We start from the raw sequence: 17,689 nt of genomic DNA, 5'->3' as shown, positions 1-17,689 counted from the left end.
TGAGGCGCTTTAGAATGCATGCCCAAAGATACTCCACCAAGACTTCAAGCTACCCCATCCCACTAAACCAACAAATTCTTCCCAATCACCATTCTCTGAATCTCACTCGTACCCTCATAAATCTCCGTCACCTTCGCATCACGGAACAGACGCTCAACTGGATATTCCTTCGTATAACCATATCCTCCGTAAACCTGAATGGCTTCTGTCGAGACTTCCACTGCTGTTTTAGAAGCAAATAACTTTGCCATGCTTGCTTCTTTTCCACAGGAAATGTTGTTTGAGCGAAGATTCGCCGCACGGTACACCAGAAGCTTCGAACCTTCAACAGCCGTCGCCATATCTGCAAGCTTGAATCCGATGCCCTGTTGGGCTGCGATCGGCTTCCCGAATTGCACACGCTCTTTGGCATAAGCGGTGGAATAGTCGAAAGCCGCTTCAGCGATTCCCAATGCCTGGGCTGCAATCCCGATCCTGCCTACATCCAGATTCGCCATGGCGATCTTGAAGCCTTCCCCTTCTTGACCCAGAAGGTTTTCAGCCGGGACTTTCATATCTTCAAACGTCAACTGAACCGTTCTCGAACCGTGGAGACCCATTTTATGTTCGTCTTTTCCAATCACAAGGCCCGGTGTATCTTTCTCTACGATGAAGGCTGATACTCCCCGACTCCCTTTTGACGGGTCCGTTGCGGCAAAGACAATATACGTATCTGCTTCACCACCATTTGTAATAAATACTTTTGAGCCATTTAATACATAGTGATCGTCACGTTTTTCGGCTTTCGTTTTCAAGCTCTTCGCATCCGACCCAGCACTCGGTTCCGTTAAGCAGAAAGCCCCTAAGTATTCACCTGTCGCTAGCTTTGGAAGGTATTTTTGCTTTTGCTCTTCATTACCGAAATAAAGTATCGGGTTCGTGCCCACCGAAGTATGCACAGACAGAATGACCCCGATGGTTGCGCTTACTTTTGACAACTCATGAATCGCAATTATATACGACGTGAAATCCATCTCGGAGCCGCCATATTTCTCAGGGATCGTGATTCCCATCAGGCCAAGTTCAGCCATTTTATTTAAAATTTCTCTCGGGAATTGTCCTTCTTCCATCTTCTCTACAAACGGCTGAATCTCTGTTTCAGCAAAATCCCGTACCATCTTTCTCATCATCTGTTGCTCTTCTGTAAATCGTAACTCCATGAATGGTTCCTCCCTGATGTTCGTCGTTGTTACTCGTATGAATAGAAACCACGGCCTGTTTTTCTACCCAACCAGCCGGCTTTCACATATTTTCTAAGTAGCGGGCATGGGCGATATTTGTCATCACCGAAGCCTTCGTGCAGTGTTTCCATGATGTATAGGCATGTATCAAGCCCGATGAAGTCTGCCAGAGTAAGAGGACCCATTGGGTGATTCATACCGAGCTTCATCACTTCATCAATCGCCTCTTTACTCGCTACCCCTTCATACAGGGTGTAGATCGCTTCGTTGATCATCGGCATCAGGATTCGATTGGAGACGAATCCAGGAAAGTCCTCGACTTCAACCGGAACTTTGTGGAGGGATTTCGTCATGTCTTCGATCACTTGATACACTTCATCCGTCGTCGCAAGTCCGCGAATGATTTCCACCAACTTCATGACCGGTACCGGGTTCATAAAATGCATTCCGATCACTTGCTGGGGACGCTTCGTCGCTGCAGCGATTTCTGTAATCGGCAGTGAAGAAGTGTTAGAAGCAAGGATCGTGTGCTCCGGAGTTATTTCATCCAGTTGAGCAAAGATTTTTGTTTTGATATTCATGTTTTCAACCGCTGCCTCGATGACAAGGTCTACTTGCTTCGCGTCGTGAATATCGGTTGATGCCGTTAAACGGTTCACGGTAGCTGTTTTATCTTCTTCAGACATTCTTCCTTTTTCAACCGAGCGCGTCAGGTTCTTTGTGATCACGCCGATTCCCTTTTGAACAAATTCTGCTTTCAGATCGTTCAGGTAGACGTCGAATCCCGCTTGTGCACACACTTGAGCAATTCCTGATCCCATTTGTCCTGCCCCGATGACCATTACTTTTTTGATGTTCATTATTTTCTCCCCTTTGTTAAAGCTAGTTATCTGGTTGGTTTCGTTTGTAATTGAAGTTGTAGCTGATCATAATTATGCGTACCATTGTTGCGTACCTGGTACAACACTCTCCTACGCCCTACTGCTTCGCCACCTCGATCATAATCGCATCCCCTTGACCGCCACCGCTGCAGATCGATGCAATTCCTACACCGCCTCCGCGACGCTTCAGCTCGTATGCGAGCGTCAGGATGATCCGTGCTCCGCTTGCTCCGATCGGATGACCGAGGGCGACTGCTCCACCGTTTACATTGACTTTTTCAGGATCTAATCCAGCGATTTTCCCGCTTGTCAGGGCCACCGCTGCGAATGCTTCGTTAATTTCAAACAGGTCGATTTCCTCAAGTGATTTGCCTGTTTTCTTCAGCAGCTCATTGATGACGAGTCCCGGTGTTTGCGGGAAGTCCTTTGCTTCGACGGCAATGGCCGTGTGGCCAAGGATGGTGGCCAATGGTTGCTTCCCTTCTTTTATGGCTCTTTCTTCACTCATGAGTACCATGGCTGCCGCACCATCGTTGACCCCCGGTGCGTTACCTGCTGTGATGGTTCCTTCTGATCCGAAGACCGGACCTAATTTGGCCAAAGCCTCGATGGACGTTTCTTTTCGTGGCGCTTCATCTTTATTGACGACAACTGGGTCGCCTTTGCGTTGTGGAACTTCAACCGCTACAATTTCCTCTCCCAGAACGCCTGCTTCTGTCGCTTTCACTGCACGTTCATGGCTTCTAAGTGCCCACTGATCCTGCTCTTCTCTTGATAGTTCAAACTCTTTCGCTGTCTCATTTCCGTACGTTCCCATGTGGACATTGTTGAAGCTGCACGTCAATCCGTCGTGAACCATTAAGTCCTTCACTTGGGAATCACCCATTTTGAAGCCCCAGCGAGCTTTCGGAAGGATGTACGGTGCATTTGACATGGATTCCATTCCGCCTGCCACGATGACTTCACCGTCGCCTGCACGGATGATTTGGTCACCCATTGTCACACTGCGCATTCCTGAAGCACATACTTTGTTGATGGTTTCCGTTTTGACGTTCCACGGTAATCCGGCATGACGGGATGCTTGTCGGGAAGGAATCTGTCCCTGCCCCCCTTGTAAAACAGAACCGAGGATCACTTCCTCTACCTCTTCTCCATTAATGCCTGATCGTTTCAGGGCTTCCTTCACGGCAAAACCGCCAAGCTCTGAAGCTGTAAAACTGCTTAAGCTCCCACCAAATTTACCGAATGGCGTTCTTGCTCCATCTAAAATAACCGTTTTTCCCATCTCAATCGCTCTCCTTTATATCTGAATGATTTGATTCGACAAAAACAAATTGTATACGCTTTCAACAGCACTCAAAAAAATAGAACTTACTGATATTCGACTGAACGCTCGCTCAACCAGTCCCCAAAAGAGAAGGGACAGTTTTTGTCCCTTATATACCTTTATTGTACTTCATATTCGTTTAGAACGTAATGATTTTTTAGAAAGTTTTTATTTTTCTATTAAATTCATTATTGTAGAAAAATAATAGGAGTGAAACGCAGGTAGAGGCTTTTGTTTCACTCCTAGATGTTCAACTACTGAGAAACGGACTTTTCATTATTAAACAGATAATATTCTTTTTACGAAGCAGCCGGCTGATCTTTTTGATCGCCACATACCGCTTTTTCAAGGATTTCTGCCACATCCTGAGTAGAGACGGTTTCTTCTACTTCCTTCGCTTTCGTTCCATCAGATAGCATCGTCAGGCAGTATGGACAACCCGAGCTGATGACCGATGGGCTGACCTCAAGTGCCTGCTCTGTACGCGAAACGTTCACGCGGTGACCTGCGTCTTCTTCCATCCACATGAGTCCTCCACCTGCTCCACAGCACATACCTTTTTCACGGTTACGTTCCATTTCAACCAATTTCACTCCAGAGATCGATTTCAGGATTTCGCGTGGTGGATCGTATACTTCGTTGTAACGTCCCAGGTAACAGGAGTCGTGGAAGGTGATCGTTTCATTCACTTCGTATTTCGGCTTCAGACGCCCTTCTTTTACCAAGTCATATAGAAGCTCTGTATGGTGATACACTTCCGCTTCCAATCCGAAGTCAGGATACTCATTTTTGAAAATGTTATACGCATGCGGATCGATCGTAATAATTTTCTTGATTTCATTCTTTTCGAATTCGGCGATGTTTTGACCTGCAAGCTCCTGGAATAGGAACTCATTACCGAGTCGACGTGGTGTATCACCGGAATTCTTCTCTTTGTTTCCTAAGATCGCGAATTTAACGCCTGCTTCATTCAGCAGCTTGGCAAAGGATAACGCGATTTTTTGGCTGCGGTTATCGAATGAACCCATGGATCCAACCCAGAATAAGTATTCGAAGTCTTCTCCCGCTTTTTTCATTTCTTTCACTGTAGGAATATGAACGTCTTCTCTCGCTTCACGCCAGTTTTCACGTTCTTTACGGTTCAGACCCCAAGGATTCCCTTGACGTTCGATATTTTGCATCGCACGCTGTGCATCTGCGTCCATCTTTCCTTCAGTCAGGACCAGGTAACGGCGAAGGTCGATGATTTTATCTACGTGCTCGTTCATGACCGGACATTGGTCTTCACAGTTACGGCACGTCGTACATGCCCAGATTTCTTCTTCTGTGATGACGTCTCCGATCAGGCTTGGACTGTACGCAGCACCGGCAGCCGCTTCTTCTGCTGCTTGAGTGGCACTCGCCATCGCAAGTTGATTTCCTTTGGTGCCATTGAATGCAAATGTAGGCACCCAAGGTTTTTTCTGCGTAACGACGGCACCGTGATTCGTCAGATTATCACGCAGTTTGACGATTAAATCCATTGGGGAAAGCATTTTCCCTGTTCCTGTAGCAGGACACATATTCGTACAACGACCGCATTCCACGCAAGCGTAGAAATCGATCATTTGATGTTGCGTGAACTCTTCAATTTTCCCTACCCCGAAGCTTTCGGCTGACTCGTCTTCAAAGTCGATGGGCTTAAGCTTTCCAGGGTTGTCTAATCGATTAAAGTAGACATTCGCAGGACCAGCGATTAAATGAGCGTGCTTGGATTGTGGAACATATACAAGGAATGCCAGTAAGAATAATAAATGGATCCACCATGCCACATAGAAAATGACGATGGAAGCTGTTTCTCCAATGGCTCCAAGTGCTCCTGCAATGAGTGACGCTACAGGCTCTGTCCAGGCAAGCTCTTCACCGTGCCAGATAAGGCCCATCCCGTTCCCTACAAGAACCGATAGCATTAGTCCCCCGATGAATAAGAGAACCAATCCTGATTTAAATCCTCTTTTCAAACGAACCAGCTTCTCCACATAGCGGCGGTGGAAGGCCCAAACAACCGCTACCAGGATCATGAGTGTGACAATCTCCTGGAAGAACGTGAATCCGGGATATAAAGGTCCCAGTGGCAAGTGACTTCCTGGCGCCAGTCCTTTCCAGATGAAATCGATGGCTCCGAATTGGACTAAAATGAAGCCGTAGAAGAACATGACGTGGATTACTCCACTCTTCTTATCCTTCAAGAGCTTCTTCTGGCCGAAGACGTTGACCACGATCTTCTGGAATCGTTCCTTGAATCGTTGGTCGAACTCCACTTTCTTTCCGAGCTTAATATATTCAATTCTCGTCTTTACTACATACACAAACAGACTAAGTGCGTAAACGGTCACAAGAATAAATGCAACCCAATTGAGAATGAGTAACCCATTCATTGAAAAACACTCCCCCTTCTTCGGTTTGACCCGAACTTCCCCTTTGTTCAAACTTTTACAAACCAAATTAATATTCTGAATAGTTCATATATCCATTATATTATGAATGAGCATTCAGTCAATGGTTTTTACCAAGAAAAATGAAAACCTTTACATGAATGGTCATTCATTCGTCGGGAGTAACCAGGACTTTTTGTACCCCCCATAGGTTTCAATATGAATCATTTAAGGTAAAAGAAGAAAGAGTGCAAAGTAGGTAAGATTTAAGGACATACTAATGCTAATGCAGATGAGAGAGTGATTATATGTGGTGGTTCATCCTACTGTTAATAATAGTTGTTGTCATAGGCTGGTTAATGATCGACTTTAAGCTGGGTAGAAGTCATTTCATCCGGACACGGACAAGAAGAGATTATGAAAAACGAAACAGCGATATCGAATTATTTTCCAGAGGTCCGGAGCTGTTTGATCGAATGTTTAAAGAAATGAAAGAAGCCAAATCTTCCATTCATGTTTTATTCTATATCGTCCAAGATGACCATTTTGCTTTACGGTTTATGGATTTATTGAAGGATAAAGCAAAAGAAGGCGTAGAGGTCCGCTTGTTAATGGATCAGATCGGGAGTCATAACGTCCCTAAATCAAAAGTGAGAATGCTACGTGACGCTGGTGTGGAAGTGGCCTTCTGCCAAAAAGTCAGTTTGCCTTTCTTATTTTTCTCCTCCCAACAGCGGAATCACCGGAAAATCACGGTGATTGACGGCAAGTTTGGATATTTGGGCGGTTATAACGTCGGGAAAGAATATATTGATGAGAATGACAAACCCGAGCTGTCTCCTTGGAGGGATTATCATCTCCGTTTGGATGGTGAAGGCGTTCACGACTTACAAACAGAATTTTGCATCGATTGGTTCAGAGCGACGAAAAAGGATCTGAAAGACGAAACGAAATACTTTCCTCCAGCCGAAAAAGGAAGCATCCCACATCAGATTTTTCCGACAGAAGGGGTGAATATCGAGGATTTCTTCAAGAAGTTCATCGATGAAGCCAAGGAGGAAGTCATCATTGGGAGTCCTTATTTCATCCCCACCCCGATTTTAATGGGGGCATTATGTGATGCATTGGAGCGTGGCGTCATTGTAAGGATCATCATTCCAAATAATGCCGATCATATGTTGGTGAAGGAAGCCGCATTCCCTTATTTTAGAACCTTACTGGCTAGAGGGGCAAAGGTGTATCAATTTATGAACGGGTTTTACCATGCGAAGGTAATGATCGTAGACGATCATTTCTGTGATTTAGGAACGGCCAATTTTGATAAAAGAAGCTTTTTTATCAATCTTGAAATTAATAACCTTATATTCGACAAAGAGTTCATTCACACATTGAAAAATGAGATGACGAAGGATATGGACGCTTCGGATATACTAAGCGTCAGTGACCTCGATTCTGTTTCCATATTTACTCGTATAAAGGAACGTGTCGCTTCATCCATTTCCATTTTACTTTAGGGGGGAAATCACATGAAAATCCGATTGGGATTTGTTGCTAACTCCCTCTCCTTGTGGGACGCGAGCCCTGCCAAAACCATGACCTTCAAACGATATACTGAGCTTCCGAAAGAGGAACGAATGGATCGTTTGAAGGAAGTAACAAAATTAAACCTGGAACATACGAAACGTATTCTGTATCTGTGTGCAGCTCACGAAATTGAACTGTACCGACTATCAAGCTCACTTGTTCCGTTAGCTACTCATCCGGAAGTAGAATGGGACTTCTATACCCCCTTTAAAGACGAATGGAAAGAGCTTGGGGATCTAATCAAGAAGTTTGGGATCAGGGCAAGCTTTCACCCCAATCAATTCACTTTATTCACCAGTCCCAAGCAGCATGTCACTGACAACGCCGTAAAGGATATGGTTTATCATTATCGCATGCTTGAATATATGGGGATTGAGGATAGCTCTGTCATTAACATTCATATCGGTGGAAGCTATGGTGATAAGGAAGAAACGCTTGTACGCTTTTATGAGAATTTGAAAAGCCTCCCGACTGATGTGAAAGAAATCATGACCCTGGAGAACGACGACAAAACCTATACGGTAGAAGAAACATTAGGTGTTTGTCAAAGAGAAAACATCCCCATGGTCCTTGATATCCACCATCACGAGGCCAACCTTAGTGAAAAGCCATTAGGAGATTATCTTGAAGCGATTTTTGCCACCTGGGAAAAGAGAGATCTCGTTCCAAAAATACATATTTCCTCGCCGAAATCGGACAAAGCATTCCGCTCTCACGCTGATTTGGTGGATGCAGGCTTTGTAGAAGGATTTTTCAAAACACTCAAGACGTTCGATCAGGACGTTGACTTTATGATTGAGGCAAAGCATAAAGATCTGGCCATGTTGAAGCTGATAGAGGATCTATCGACGATTCGGGGAGTGAAAAGGATTAGTGGCGGGGCTTTGGAATGGTAGAGAAAAGATGAACACGTTGTTGTTCGTCTTTTTTGTTTTGTCTATTTTAAGATCCGGTAACTTTTATGGTCGTTGGAAGCTACCGGACATGGAATCGATTCCTATGTAAATTTCATTTAAAGACCGATTCGATCCAAGGCTGAATGGCTGTGAAGGCTTTAAACCCAAGATAAATGCCTACGATTCCTGCAATCCCGGCCAAGGCTGGTGGTGCCGGAATGGGGAGCTTGAATAGGGCAAAAATAAAACCAACCAGGAAACCGGTCACAATCGCTAAAATAACTGTTTTCATAACATCCTCCTGAACAATATGTCTACTTTTATTATACGTTAAAGCTGAAGAAATATAAGAAAAAGGTCCACCCCGAGGGACGGACCTTTTTCATCTATCGTCATTACATTTTTTCCGGAGCAGCAACTCCGATTAATGCAAGAGCGTTTTGTAATGTGACTCGAACCACTTTTACAAGAGCCAGACGAGCCGTTGTAAGTTCACGGTTTTCTTCATCCAGAACCTTATTGGCATTGTAGAAGCTATGGAAAGCTGATGCCAGGTCGTTAATGTAGTTCGCCACTCGGTGAGGTGTACGTTTCTCAGCAGCATCGGCAACCATTTGTGGGAATTCACCTAATTTTTTCAGTAAATCCACTTCTTTTTCCGTACCGATCAGCTTTAAGTCGATCTTGTCTTCTGAAGAGAGTCCTTGCTCCTCTGCTTGACGAAGAATGCTGCAAATACGCGCGTGGGCATATTGAGCATAGTACACTGGATTTTCATTAGACTGTGAAACCGCTAAGTCCAAATCAAAGTCCATATGCGTATCGGCACTTCTCATGGCAAAGAAATAACGGACTGCATCAAGGCCGACCTCTTCAACAAGCTCACGTAAAGTGACTGCTTTACCTGTACGTTTACTCATCTTCATCTTCTCACCATTTTTATAAAGGTGAACAAGTTGAATCACTTCTACTTCTAATTTCTCACGGTCAAAACCAAGTGCCTCAATCGCCGCTTTCATACGAGGGATGTATCCGTGGTGGTCAGCACCCCAGATATTGATCAGCACATCGTGTCCGCGTTCGAATTTGTCCTGGTGATAGGAAATATCCGGGGTCAAGTACGTGTACGTCCCATCATTCTTGATCAGAACACGGTCTTTGTCATCCCCAAGTTCAGTCGAACGGAACCAGGTCGCGCCGTCTTCTTCATAAACGTGACCATTGTCTTTTAGTGTTTTTAGCGCAGCGTCAATTTTACCGTTTTCGTAGAGTGACGTTTCAGAGTACCACACGTTGAATGGCACACGGAACATTTCCAGGTCCTTTTGAAGCTTCGCCATTTCGATCTTCAGTCCGTACTCACGGAAGAACTTGTAGCGCTCTTCGTCGCTTACTTCCGCATATTTCGAACCGAATTCTTCCGCTAGTTTCTTCCCGATTCCGATGATGTCCGCCCCGTGATATCCATCTTCAGGCATCGCTTTGTCTTCTCCAAGAGCTTGGAAATAACGGGCCTCGACGGAAACAGCCAGGTTATGGATTTGGTTTCCTGCATCATTGATGTAGTATTCACGCGTTACTTTATAGCCTGCTTTTTCAAGAACGTTACATAGGGAATCACCTACAGCCGCTCCACGGGCATGTCCAAGGTGAAGGTCACCTGTCGGGTTGGCAGATACAAACTCCACGTTCACTCTCTCGCCATTCCCCGCATTTGATTGACCATATTCCTGGTCTTGATCAAGAATCAATGGAATCAAATCGGTCAGGTATTCATTGTTCATGTAGAAGTTAATGAACCCAGGTCCTGCGATCTCCATTTTTTCAATGGATGCTTTGGACTGGTCGAAGTTCGCCATAATGTCCTCTGCAATCATGCGCGGTGCCTTTTTTGCTACGCGTGCAAGCTGCATCGCCATATTGGTAGAGTAATCACCATGGGATTTTTCTTTCGGGATTTCTAGGATAACATCAGGAATCTGATCCTCTGTTGCGAGTCCCGCTTTCAGAACTGCTGCTTTGATTTCGGATTTCAGGTTTTCTTGTACTTTTTCGACAATATTCATGCGTCTATGCTTCCTCCTTATAGTGAATGGACATAACATAATCCCCTACTGGACTGTCTTGCATTTTTAACTCGTAAGAAAGGTTGAAATCCCCTTCCAGTTTAGAGTCACTTTGTGTATGTGAAAGTTTTTTTGTTTTGGTTGTAAGTAAGAGAGTACCCATCTGGCTTTCATAAGAACCATTTTGTTCCTCCCGTTCGTTAAAGGCCATTCTCATTTTCACTGCACCGCTTCTGAGAATGAGAGCTTGTTGATCCGAGACTTTAACGATCGTATGGGTGGTTCCTTCCTCTTGCACCTCATCGTACTTCAGGAAAACGGCATCTCCTTTTTCATAGTATCGACCAAATGATACCAGTTCAAAAGAGTCACTTTCCTCTCCTATTGTGATTTTGGTTTTCAAGTGAACTTTGACAGGGGTGTAATCCGTTTTTGCCGTCAAACCACTCACATCCTTTTCTATATTAGGGTCCGATCAAGTGATAGGTCCGTCCCTCTTTTAGACGTCCCTTCCTTCTAACTAATTAAGTATAAGAAGTATTGTGGGAAATTGCAATGGAACACTGGGAGTTTTCATATTGCGGAGTGGATGTAAGCGGATTTATGGTAAAAGAAGAGCCCCTTCCGACAATCAGAAGAGGCTGTGCTGTTTATTTTACCCAACCAAGGAGCATTTCACGAATCAGCTTACTTGCTGTATTGGCTGTTTGCTCTGATGGATCATAGATCGGGGCAACTTCCACAAGGTCTGCTCCTACCACATTTACGTCAGAGTGAGCGATGGCATGGATCGATGCCAGTAATTCTTTAGACGTAATCCCACCGCAATCCACGGTTCCTGTTCCAGGAGCATGGGCAGGGTCTAGTACATCGATATCGATCGTCACGTACACAGGACGCCCTGCAAGCTGCGGAAGAATTTCCTTCAACGGCTCAAGTACTTCAAATTTCGAGATATGCATACCGTTTTCTTTCGCCCATTGGAATTCCTCTTTCATCCCGGAACGGATTCCGAATGAATAGACATTTTTCGGCCCGATATGCTCGGCGATCTTGCGGATCGGAGTGGAGTGGGATAATGGCTCTCCTTCATACTCTTCACGAAGATCGGTATGAGCGTCCATATGAATGATCGCAAGGTCCGGATATTTCTTAGCGACTGCTTTCATGACCGGCCATGATACCAAGTGCTCCCCACCCATTCCGAACGGGATTTTTCCGTCTCCAAGAAGACCGTCGATATAGTCTTCAATCATATCGATGCTTCGCTGCGGGTTACCGAATGGCAATGGAATATCCCCGGCATCAAAGAATTTCACTTCTTCAAGCTCGCGGTCGAGATACGCACTGTACTCCTCCAAACCGATCGACACTTCACGAATACGGGCCGGACCAAAACGGGAACCGGGACGGTAGCTAACCGTCCAATCCATCGGCATACCGTAAAGAACGACCTGGCTGTCTTTATAAGAAGGATGACTTTTAATAAACACATTACCTGAATAAGCCTCATCAAAACGCATATTCTTCAACCTCTCTTTTTAGAGGGACGGACCTCTAGGAGGTGCATAGCACCTCCTGAGGCCCGTCCCTATTGAATTTGTACTATTTTCATTGAAATTTGAGGTCCGTCCCTCAAATTTTCTTTATTTCGTCAGGTCTTTAACGAATTTAGGAAGGGCGAATGCTGCTTTGTGCAGTTCTGGTGTGTAGTATTTTGTTTCGATATCATGGAAACGATCTTCCGGCACTTCAATTGGATCGTGCTTTTTCGAACCGATCGTGAATGCCCATAGTCCGCTTGGGTATGTCGGGATATTTGCAGTGTACAAACGTGTAATCGGGAAGATCTCTTTTACATCACTTTGTACTTGGCGGATCAGATCCGCTTTGAACCAAGGATTATCACATTGAGCGACAAAGATTCCGTCTTCTTTCAATGCTTTCGAAATCCCTGCATAGAAACCTTTTGTGAATAGGTTTACAGCTGGCCCAACCGGCTCAGTTGAGTCTACCATGATGACGTCATATTCGTTTTCACTTTTCGCGATGTGCATGAAGCCATCGTCCACTTGTACGTCAACGCGCTCGTTTTCCAATTCTCCGGCAATCTCCGGCAGATACTTCTTAGAGTACTCGATCACTTTTCCGTCGATTTCAACAAGTACCGCTTTCTTCACGCTTGGGTGCTTTAATACTTCACGGATTACGCCACCGTCTCCGCCACCGACAACTAATACCTTCTCAGGATTAGGGTGTGTGAATAACGGAACGTGAGCTACCATTTCATGATAGACGAACTCGTCTTTTTGGCTTGTCATCACCATTCCATCCAAGAATAGCATGTTACCCCACTCTTCTGTCTCTGCCATTTCAAGATATTGAAAATCCGTTTGCTCTGTATGTAAAGTCTTCTTGATTTTCATCGTGATTCCGAAGTTTTCTGTTTGTTTTTCTGTGTACCAAAGTCCACTCATTGTTTCAACTTCCCTTCTTGTTTTTTATCGATCTTTCCGCAATTTCCGTTCTTCGCTGTAAAAATCATATACCACTAGTTTGAGTTTTCACACGTTCATCTTAAGGACAAAATAGATCACTCAATCAAGCCAAAGCCTGAAATAACGGGCTTTTCCTTCTATATTGTAAAAACGTCCAAAGCAGACGTCAGTTTTATCCTTCCCTATCATGATAAATACAAACATGAGAAAAAGTATAGTGGAATCTAGCAAAATTTCAAGTGAAATTTTTTCTAAAACTTTGACGTTTAAAAACTCGTAAAACTTTTCATACTAATACTACACGCTAAACATAATGAGGATTTCTATCCAAGTCCACTATATAAAATCCGTGGCCCGTCCCTAGTGAGGGACGGACCTCAGGTAGAGAAAGCAGGGAGAGGTATGGAACTTATTGCTGGAATGGAGAAAACAAAAAAATATGCCAGAGCGGCAGTCGTCGGGGCTTTATTGGTTATGATCCTCTTTCTGGCAGGGCTGATCGGAGTTTTAACGTACGCTAAAATCCAGGGACCCCCGCCTCTTGCCGTGCCCCAGTCCACTTTGCTCTACAGCGAGGATGGAAAGGTTATAGGGGAAACCAATACAGGAGAGAAACGCTATTGGGTGGGTCTGAAGGAAATTTCGCCGGCACTCATCGAAGCTACCATTTCGATCGAGGACAAAAGCTTCTATCAGCACTATGGTTTCGACATCAAACGTATGGCGGGAGCAGCACTTGCCGACCTGAAAGCCATGGCAAAGGTGCAAGGAGCCAGTACCATTTCCCAGCAGTATGCTCGTAATCTATTTTTATCTCATGACAAAACATGGAAAAGAAAGATCTCAGAAGCCCTCTACACGATTCGAATCGAAATGAACTATTCGAAGAAAGAAATTCTAGAAGGCTATTTAAATACCATCTATTATGGACATGGCGCTTACGGAGTTGAGGCAGCAAGTCTTTACTATTTTGGTAAGGATGCCAATCAATTGACCGTTGGCGAAGCTGCAATGCTGGCAGGAATCCCCAAAGCGCCAACTTACTATTCACCCGTCGCCAATATGGAGAATGCCAAGAAGCGTCAGGAGCTTATCCTTAAGTCCATGACCGAGGACGGCTTCATTACAGAAGAGCAGCAGACAGTTTCCAAAGCGGCTCCGATTACCATTACTGGCGAGCACGCCCATCAAAAGGCAGAAACGGCGCCATATTTTCAGGACGTTGTAAAAAGTATTCTACGCTCTGACTTAGGCATCGAAGAGCGAACCATCGAAATGGGCGGATTAAAAGTTTACACAACCCTCAAATCCGACCATCAACAAGTAGCCGAAAAAGTAGTGAAGGAACAAATCCCTGATGAGTCTGATATTCAACTGGGCTTTGTATCCATGGATCCTAAGAATGGATTTGTTACAGCGCTTGTTGGTGGAAGAAGCTACGAGGAAAGCCCGTTTAATCGTGCGGTGCAGGCCATCCGGCAGCCTGGATCAACGATTAAGCCTCTCCTTTACTATTCTGCCCTGGAGCAAGGCTTCACTCCTTCAACGACCATGAAGAGTGAGTTAACTTCATTTACATTTGATGACGGAAAAGAGAAATATACACCTCATAACTACAATAACAAATATGCAGGTGATGACATTACCCTCGCTCAGGCCATTGCTCTTTCAGATAATGTTTATGCAGTGAAGACCCACCTTTTCATTGGTCAGGATACCTTAACGAAAACAGCCCAAGAGAAATTCGGATTAACGACAAAGGTAAAAAGGTACCCTTCCTCGGCACTCGGTACATCAGGGGCAAGAGTCATCGATATGGTCAACGCCTACAATATCTTTGCAAACGGCGGCTATAAGGTGAAACCGGTATTCATCACGCGTGTGGAAGACTGGTCCGGTAACGTCATTTACGAAAATACATCCGAGAAAGAACAAGTTTTGGACCCTGATCAAGCGTATGTCATGACACATATGCTGAGTGGAATATTTGATCCAAAGCTCAATGATTACTCAACGGTGACGGGGATCCAGATCCGGAAAGACGCCACCCGTCCCTATGCAGGAAAATCTGGTACAACCAACACAGACAACTGGATGATCGGCTACTCACCTCAGCTTACGGCAGGAGTATGGACAGGATATGATAAAGAAAAAGAAATCTCCCTGGTGGACGATAAATATTTAGCCAAGAAACTATGGGTGAATTTCATGGAGGAAGCCCTGAAAGATGAACCCGTCAAAAACTTCAAACCAACAAAGGGTGTGGTCGGTGTAGCTGTGAATCCCCATAACGGATTACTTGCTACAGAAGACTGTCCCGTGCAGCGCTTCACGTACTTTGTAAAAGGAACAGAACCAACCGAATACTGCCACGAACATCTGGGTGATAATGAAACACCGAAAGAGAAAGCGCCAGCGAAAAAAGAAGAAAAGCCATGGTATGAAAAGGTGAAGGATTGGATTTTTTAACCGAAAAGCGGAGGCGGCTTGGGCAGGCAGAAAAGTCGGTGTTCACAATTTGGCGCAACAAAGTTCGAATGTGGCACAACAAAACCGGAAAGTGGCACAAGTTCATTCGAATGTGCCCCAGCAAACCCTAAAAGTGCCGCAAGTTCGTCCGAATGCGCCGCAACAAATCCAATTCACGCCTACAAATCACGCCAAATCTCTATAAAAAAACGAAAAACCACGGGTTTGTGCGAACCCGTGGTTTTTCATGTCCTAGTTTATGTGCAAACTGTGATTTAAGTGTACTTTTTTTCAAGCGTAAGGGCAAGATGTGAACGACATATTCAAAAAAATGTCATAGTTTGTTCACAAAAGAAATTTTTTCTATCTTTTTAAACTTTTAACGCTTCCTTTAATTCATCTTTTGAGCGTTCCCACATACCCTCATCATGCTTCTTCAAGAATTCGGAAAGAATCCCTTTCGACTTGTCGTCCAATTGATCGAGGACAATTTTCCTTTTAATCGATTTATCCATATTATTCACATGCTCCGGCATGGACTTGTAGCCTCTACGCTTCTCACGGTTCACAACCATTTCACAAGCCGTAACCCCCGCATAATAAGGACCGTTTTCCATACGGTCAATGGTCACCCAGATCAACCAATACGGCTTACCGCCTGCTGAGTCCTCACGGTTATTCGTGAATTTTATCCCTTTTTCGATCGGGCTCCTCGCATGCATCGCTCCGATTTCAATCGTGGCTTCCCCTTCTTCGACATCAATCATTACAGGGGAAACATTATCTAGACTTAATGAGCCTACACCATAGCCACCGTGACCGTCCGTTGGGTCACTTTTGATGATATTAAATCCAATGTTCTTTTTCTTTTCCATGTATCTTCACTCCTTCAAAGTCGACATACCTAGCTAAAGACTGAAAAAACAGTCGTAAAAATCGCACTGAAAGCCTGGTTTGTTGCTGTCATCCCACCTTGTAGCAACGGCCAGATTGTATACTCGTCAAGAGGTGTAATCACGATGATCAGGAATAAAACGACTCCATACTGTTCATACTGAGTCAATTTTGCCCTGATATGATTCGGTGACAGGTCCTCTATGATCCGGTATCCATCCAGCGGAGGGAACGGCAGTAAGTTAAACACAAATAACAACACATTCAGATACACAATCATCTGCAAAAGATCGATGACAAAAGGAGGAACCCCTACTCCACCAGTTACTCCTACAAAAAAATAAAAAAATCCAAATGCAATGAATGCAAGTAAGAAATTACTCAGGGGACCTGCCACTGAAACTAATACCCCTGCCAAACGGGGATTTTTAAACCGGGATCTCATGACCGGCACAGGACGCGCCCAGCCAAACCCCGCAATTAATATTAAAATGGTTCCAAGTGGATCCAGATGTTGAATCGGATTTAATGTGAGTCGTCCTTGATCTTTCGCTGTCGTATCACCAAATTTGTATGCCACAAACGCATGGGCAAACTCATGAACTGTAAAGGCCATGACCAGGGCGATCACCACAAACGGAAGCTCTTCCAACCGAAAAACGGAAAATGACTCAAAAATAGAGCTAAATGTATCCAAAGTATGTACTCCTTTAAAAAATGGTTTACTTTCTTATTCAATAGTATACAGAAAAATTCCTGCATTCATGACAATTCCTATTTCTCATCATAACAAACTTGCTCTCACATCCCCTACCCATTACATTTAATAGGGAGGCAGAATGAACATGCCTACCACCGATTGTACCAAAACAAAAAGCAAGGAGCGAATCATAATGCCTTATATCACAGTAAAAATGCTTGAAGGCCGTTCAGAAGAACAAAAACGCGCCCTCGTCGAAAAAGTAACCGAAGCCGTAAGTGAAACAACAGGGGCACCTGAAGAAAAAATCGTTGTCTTCATTGAAGAAATGACGAAAGGTCACTATGCGGTAGGTGGAAAACGTTTAAGTGATCAATAGAAAAGCGGAAGGGCTTTGCCCAGAGGCGACAAGCATAAGACGAATCCGCACAAAAGGCGCTCTTTGCCTTTTTTGTGGATTTGGCTTATGACCTCGAGCCTCTAAGCCCTGGAGCTGGACATGTAGAAAAGCAGAAGGGGCTTGCTCTGGGGCGACAAGCATAAGACGAGTAACCCGGAAAGGCGTTCTTTGCCTTTTTGGGTTACTTGGCTTATGACCTCGAGCCCCAAGCCCCTGGAGCTGGACATGTAGAAAAGCAGAAGGGGCTTGCTCTGGGGCGACAAGCATAAGACGAGTAACCCGGAAAGGCGTTCTTTGCCTTTTTGGGTTACTTGGCTTATGACCTCGAGCCCCAAGCCCC

15 protein-coding genes are annotated in these 17,689 nt (G+C 44.7%); 4 read left to right on the top strand and 11 right to left on the bottom strand.

What is annotated here, in order from left to right:
• Positions 1-62: 62 nt before the first annotated feature.
• The 4 genes from ACFQWC_RS19335 to ACFQWC_RS19320 all read right to left on the bottom strand — a co-directional run bounded on the left by ACFQWC_RS19335 (position 63) and on the right by ACFQWC_RS19320 (position 5,845).
• Positions 63-1,199 (bottom strand): acyl-CoA dehydrogenase, encoded by a 1,137-nt coding sequence (locus tag ACFQWC_RS19335; protein ID WP_299746533.1) that lies wholly within the window; start codon positions 1,197-1,199, stop codon positions 63-65.
• 29 nt (positions 1,200-1,228) lie between these two features.
• Complete coding sequence (locus ACFQWC_RS19330; protein ID WP_299746536.1) at positions 1,229-2,080, bottom strand: 3-hydroxybutyryl-CoA dehydrogenase; 852 nt, start codon at positions 2,078-2,080, stop codon at positions 1,229-1,231.
• 118 nt (positions 2,081-2,198) lie between these two features.
• On the bottom strand, positions 2,199-3,386 hold the full coding sequence (locus tag ACFQWC_RS19325) for an acetyl-CoA C-acetyltransferase (protein WP_341357183.1): 1,188 nt from the start codon (positions 3,384-3,386) through the stop codon (positions 2,199-2,201).
• Between the two features lie 341 nt (positions 3,387-3,727).
• Positions 3,728-5,845: a 4Fe-4S dicluster domain-containing protein gene (locus ACFQWC_RS19320; protein ID WP_299746542.1), complete on the bottom strand. Its 2,118-nt coding sequence runs from the start codon at positions 5,843-5,845 to the stop codon at positions 3,728-3,730.
• Positions 5,846-6,150: 305 nt separating this feature from the next.
• On the opposite strand from ACFQWC_RS19320, the gene cls reads away from it, so the two are divergent.
• Together cls and uvsE are read left to right on the top strand one after the other, a co-directional pair.
• Positions 6,151-7,356: a cardiolipin synthase gene (gene cls, locus ACFQWC_RS19315; RefSeq protein ID WP_341357184.1), complete on the top strand. Its 1,206-nt coding sequence runs from the start codon at positions 6,151-6,153 to the stop codon at positions 7,354-7,356.
• A gap of 12 nt (positions 7,357-7,368) precedes the next feature.
• A complete protein-coding gene (uvsE, locus tag ACFQWC_RS19310) occupies positions 7,369-8,322 on the top strand; it encodes a UV DNA damage repair endonuclease UvsE (RefSeq protein ID WP_299746548.1) in 954 nt (317 codons plus the stop codon).
• Positions 8,323-8,434: 112 nt separating this feature from the next.
• On the opposite strand, the gene ACFQWC_RS19305 is transcribed toward uvsE, so the two are convergent.
• The 5 genes from ACFQWC_RS19305 to speE all read right to left on the bottom strand — a co-directional run bounded on the left by ACFQWC_RS19305 (position 8,435) and on the right by speE (position 12,865).
• A complete protein-coding gene (locus ACFQWC_RS19305) occupies positions 8,435-8,614 on the bottom strand; it encodes a XapX domain-containing protein (RefSeq protein WP_148970668.1) in 180 nt (59 codons plus the stop codon).
• A gap of 103 nt (positions 8,615-8,717) precedes the next feature.
• Positions 8,718-10,388 carry an arginine--tRNA ligase gene (argS, locus tag ACFQWC_RS19300; RefSeq protein ID WP_299746552.1) on the bottom strand — a complete coding sequence of 557 codons (1,671 nt, stop codon included), beginning with the start codon at positions 10,386-10,388 and terminating at the stop codon, positions 8,718-8,720.
• Positions 10,389-10,392: 4 nt separating this feature from the next.
• Positions 10,393-10,830, bottom strand: coding sequence for a YwiB family protein (locus tag ACFQWC_RS19295; protein ID WP_282138385.1), 438 nt, complete (start codon positions 10,828-10,830; stop codon positions 10,393-10,395).
• A gap of 208 nt (positions 10,831-11,038) precedes the next feature.
• Positions 11,039-11,911: an agmatinase gene (gene speB, locus ACFQWC_RS19290; RefSeq protein WP_299746557.1), complete on the bottom strand. Its 873-nt coding sequence runs from the start codon at positions 11,909-11,911 to the stop codon at positions 11,039-11,041.
• 123 nt (positions 11,912-12,034) lie between these two features.
• The gene (gene speE, locus ACFQWC_RS19285; RefSeq protein WP_148996313.1) at positions 12,035-12,865 is read right to left on the bottom strand and encodes a spermidine synthase; all 831 of its coding nucleotides are present in this window, start codon (positions 12,863-12,865) and stop codon (positions 12,035-12,037) included.
• Between the two features lie 423 nt (positions 12,866-13,288).
• Here speE and ACFQWC_RS19280 point away from each other — a divergent pair, with 423 nt between their 5' ends.
• Entirely contained in the window at positions 13,289-15,355 is a 2,067-nt protein-coding gene (locus ACFQWC_RS19280; RefSeq protein WP_377108850.1) for a transglycosylase domain-containing protein, read from the top strand.
• Positions 15,356-15,726: 371 nt separating this feature from the next.
• Here the strand turns inward: ACFQWC_RS19280 and ACFQWC_RS19275 are convergent, their stop codons facing one another.
• Together ACFQWC_RS19275 and ACFQWC_RS19270 are read right to left on the bottom strand one after the other, a co-directional pair.
• Positions 15,727-16,230, bottom strand: coding sequence for a YwhD family protein (locus ACFQWC_RS19275; protein ID WP_299746566.1), 504 nt, complete (start codon positions 16,228-16,230; stop codon positions 15,727-15,729).
• A 29-nt stretch (positions 16,231-16,259) separates the two neighbouring features.
• Positions 16,260-16,865, bottom strand: a complete 606-nt coding sequence (locus ACFQWC_RS19270) for a site-2 protease family protein (RefSeq protein WP_149154984.1) — start codon at positions 16,863-16,865, stop codon at positions 16,260-16,262.
• A 277-nt stretch (positions 16,866-17,142) separates the two neighbouring features.
• On the opposite strand from ACFQWC_RS19270, the gene ACFQWC_RS19265 reads away from it, so the two are divergent.
• Positions 17,143-17,328, top strand: a complete 186-nt coding sequence (locus ACFQWC_RS19265; RefSeq protein WP_034765056.1) for a 2-hydroxymuconate tautomerase — start codon at positions 17,143-17,145, stop codon at positions 17,326-17,328.
• The last annotated feature ends 361 nt before the right edge of the window (positions 17,329-17,689 follow it).

This window comes from Rossellomorea sp. GCM10028870 (assembly GCF_042666755.1).
Taxonomy (GTDB): domain Bacteria; phylum Bacillota; class Bacilli; order Bacillales; family Bacillaceae_B; genus Rossellomorea.
The sequence above is the reverse complement of the archived record's forward strand: the minus strand, read 5'-3'. Positions and strand labels throughout refer to the sequence as shown.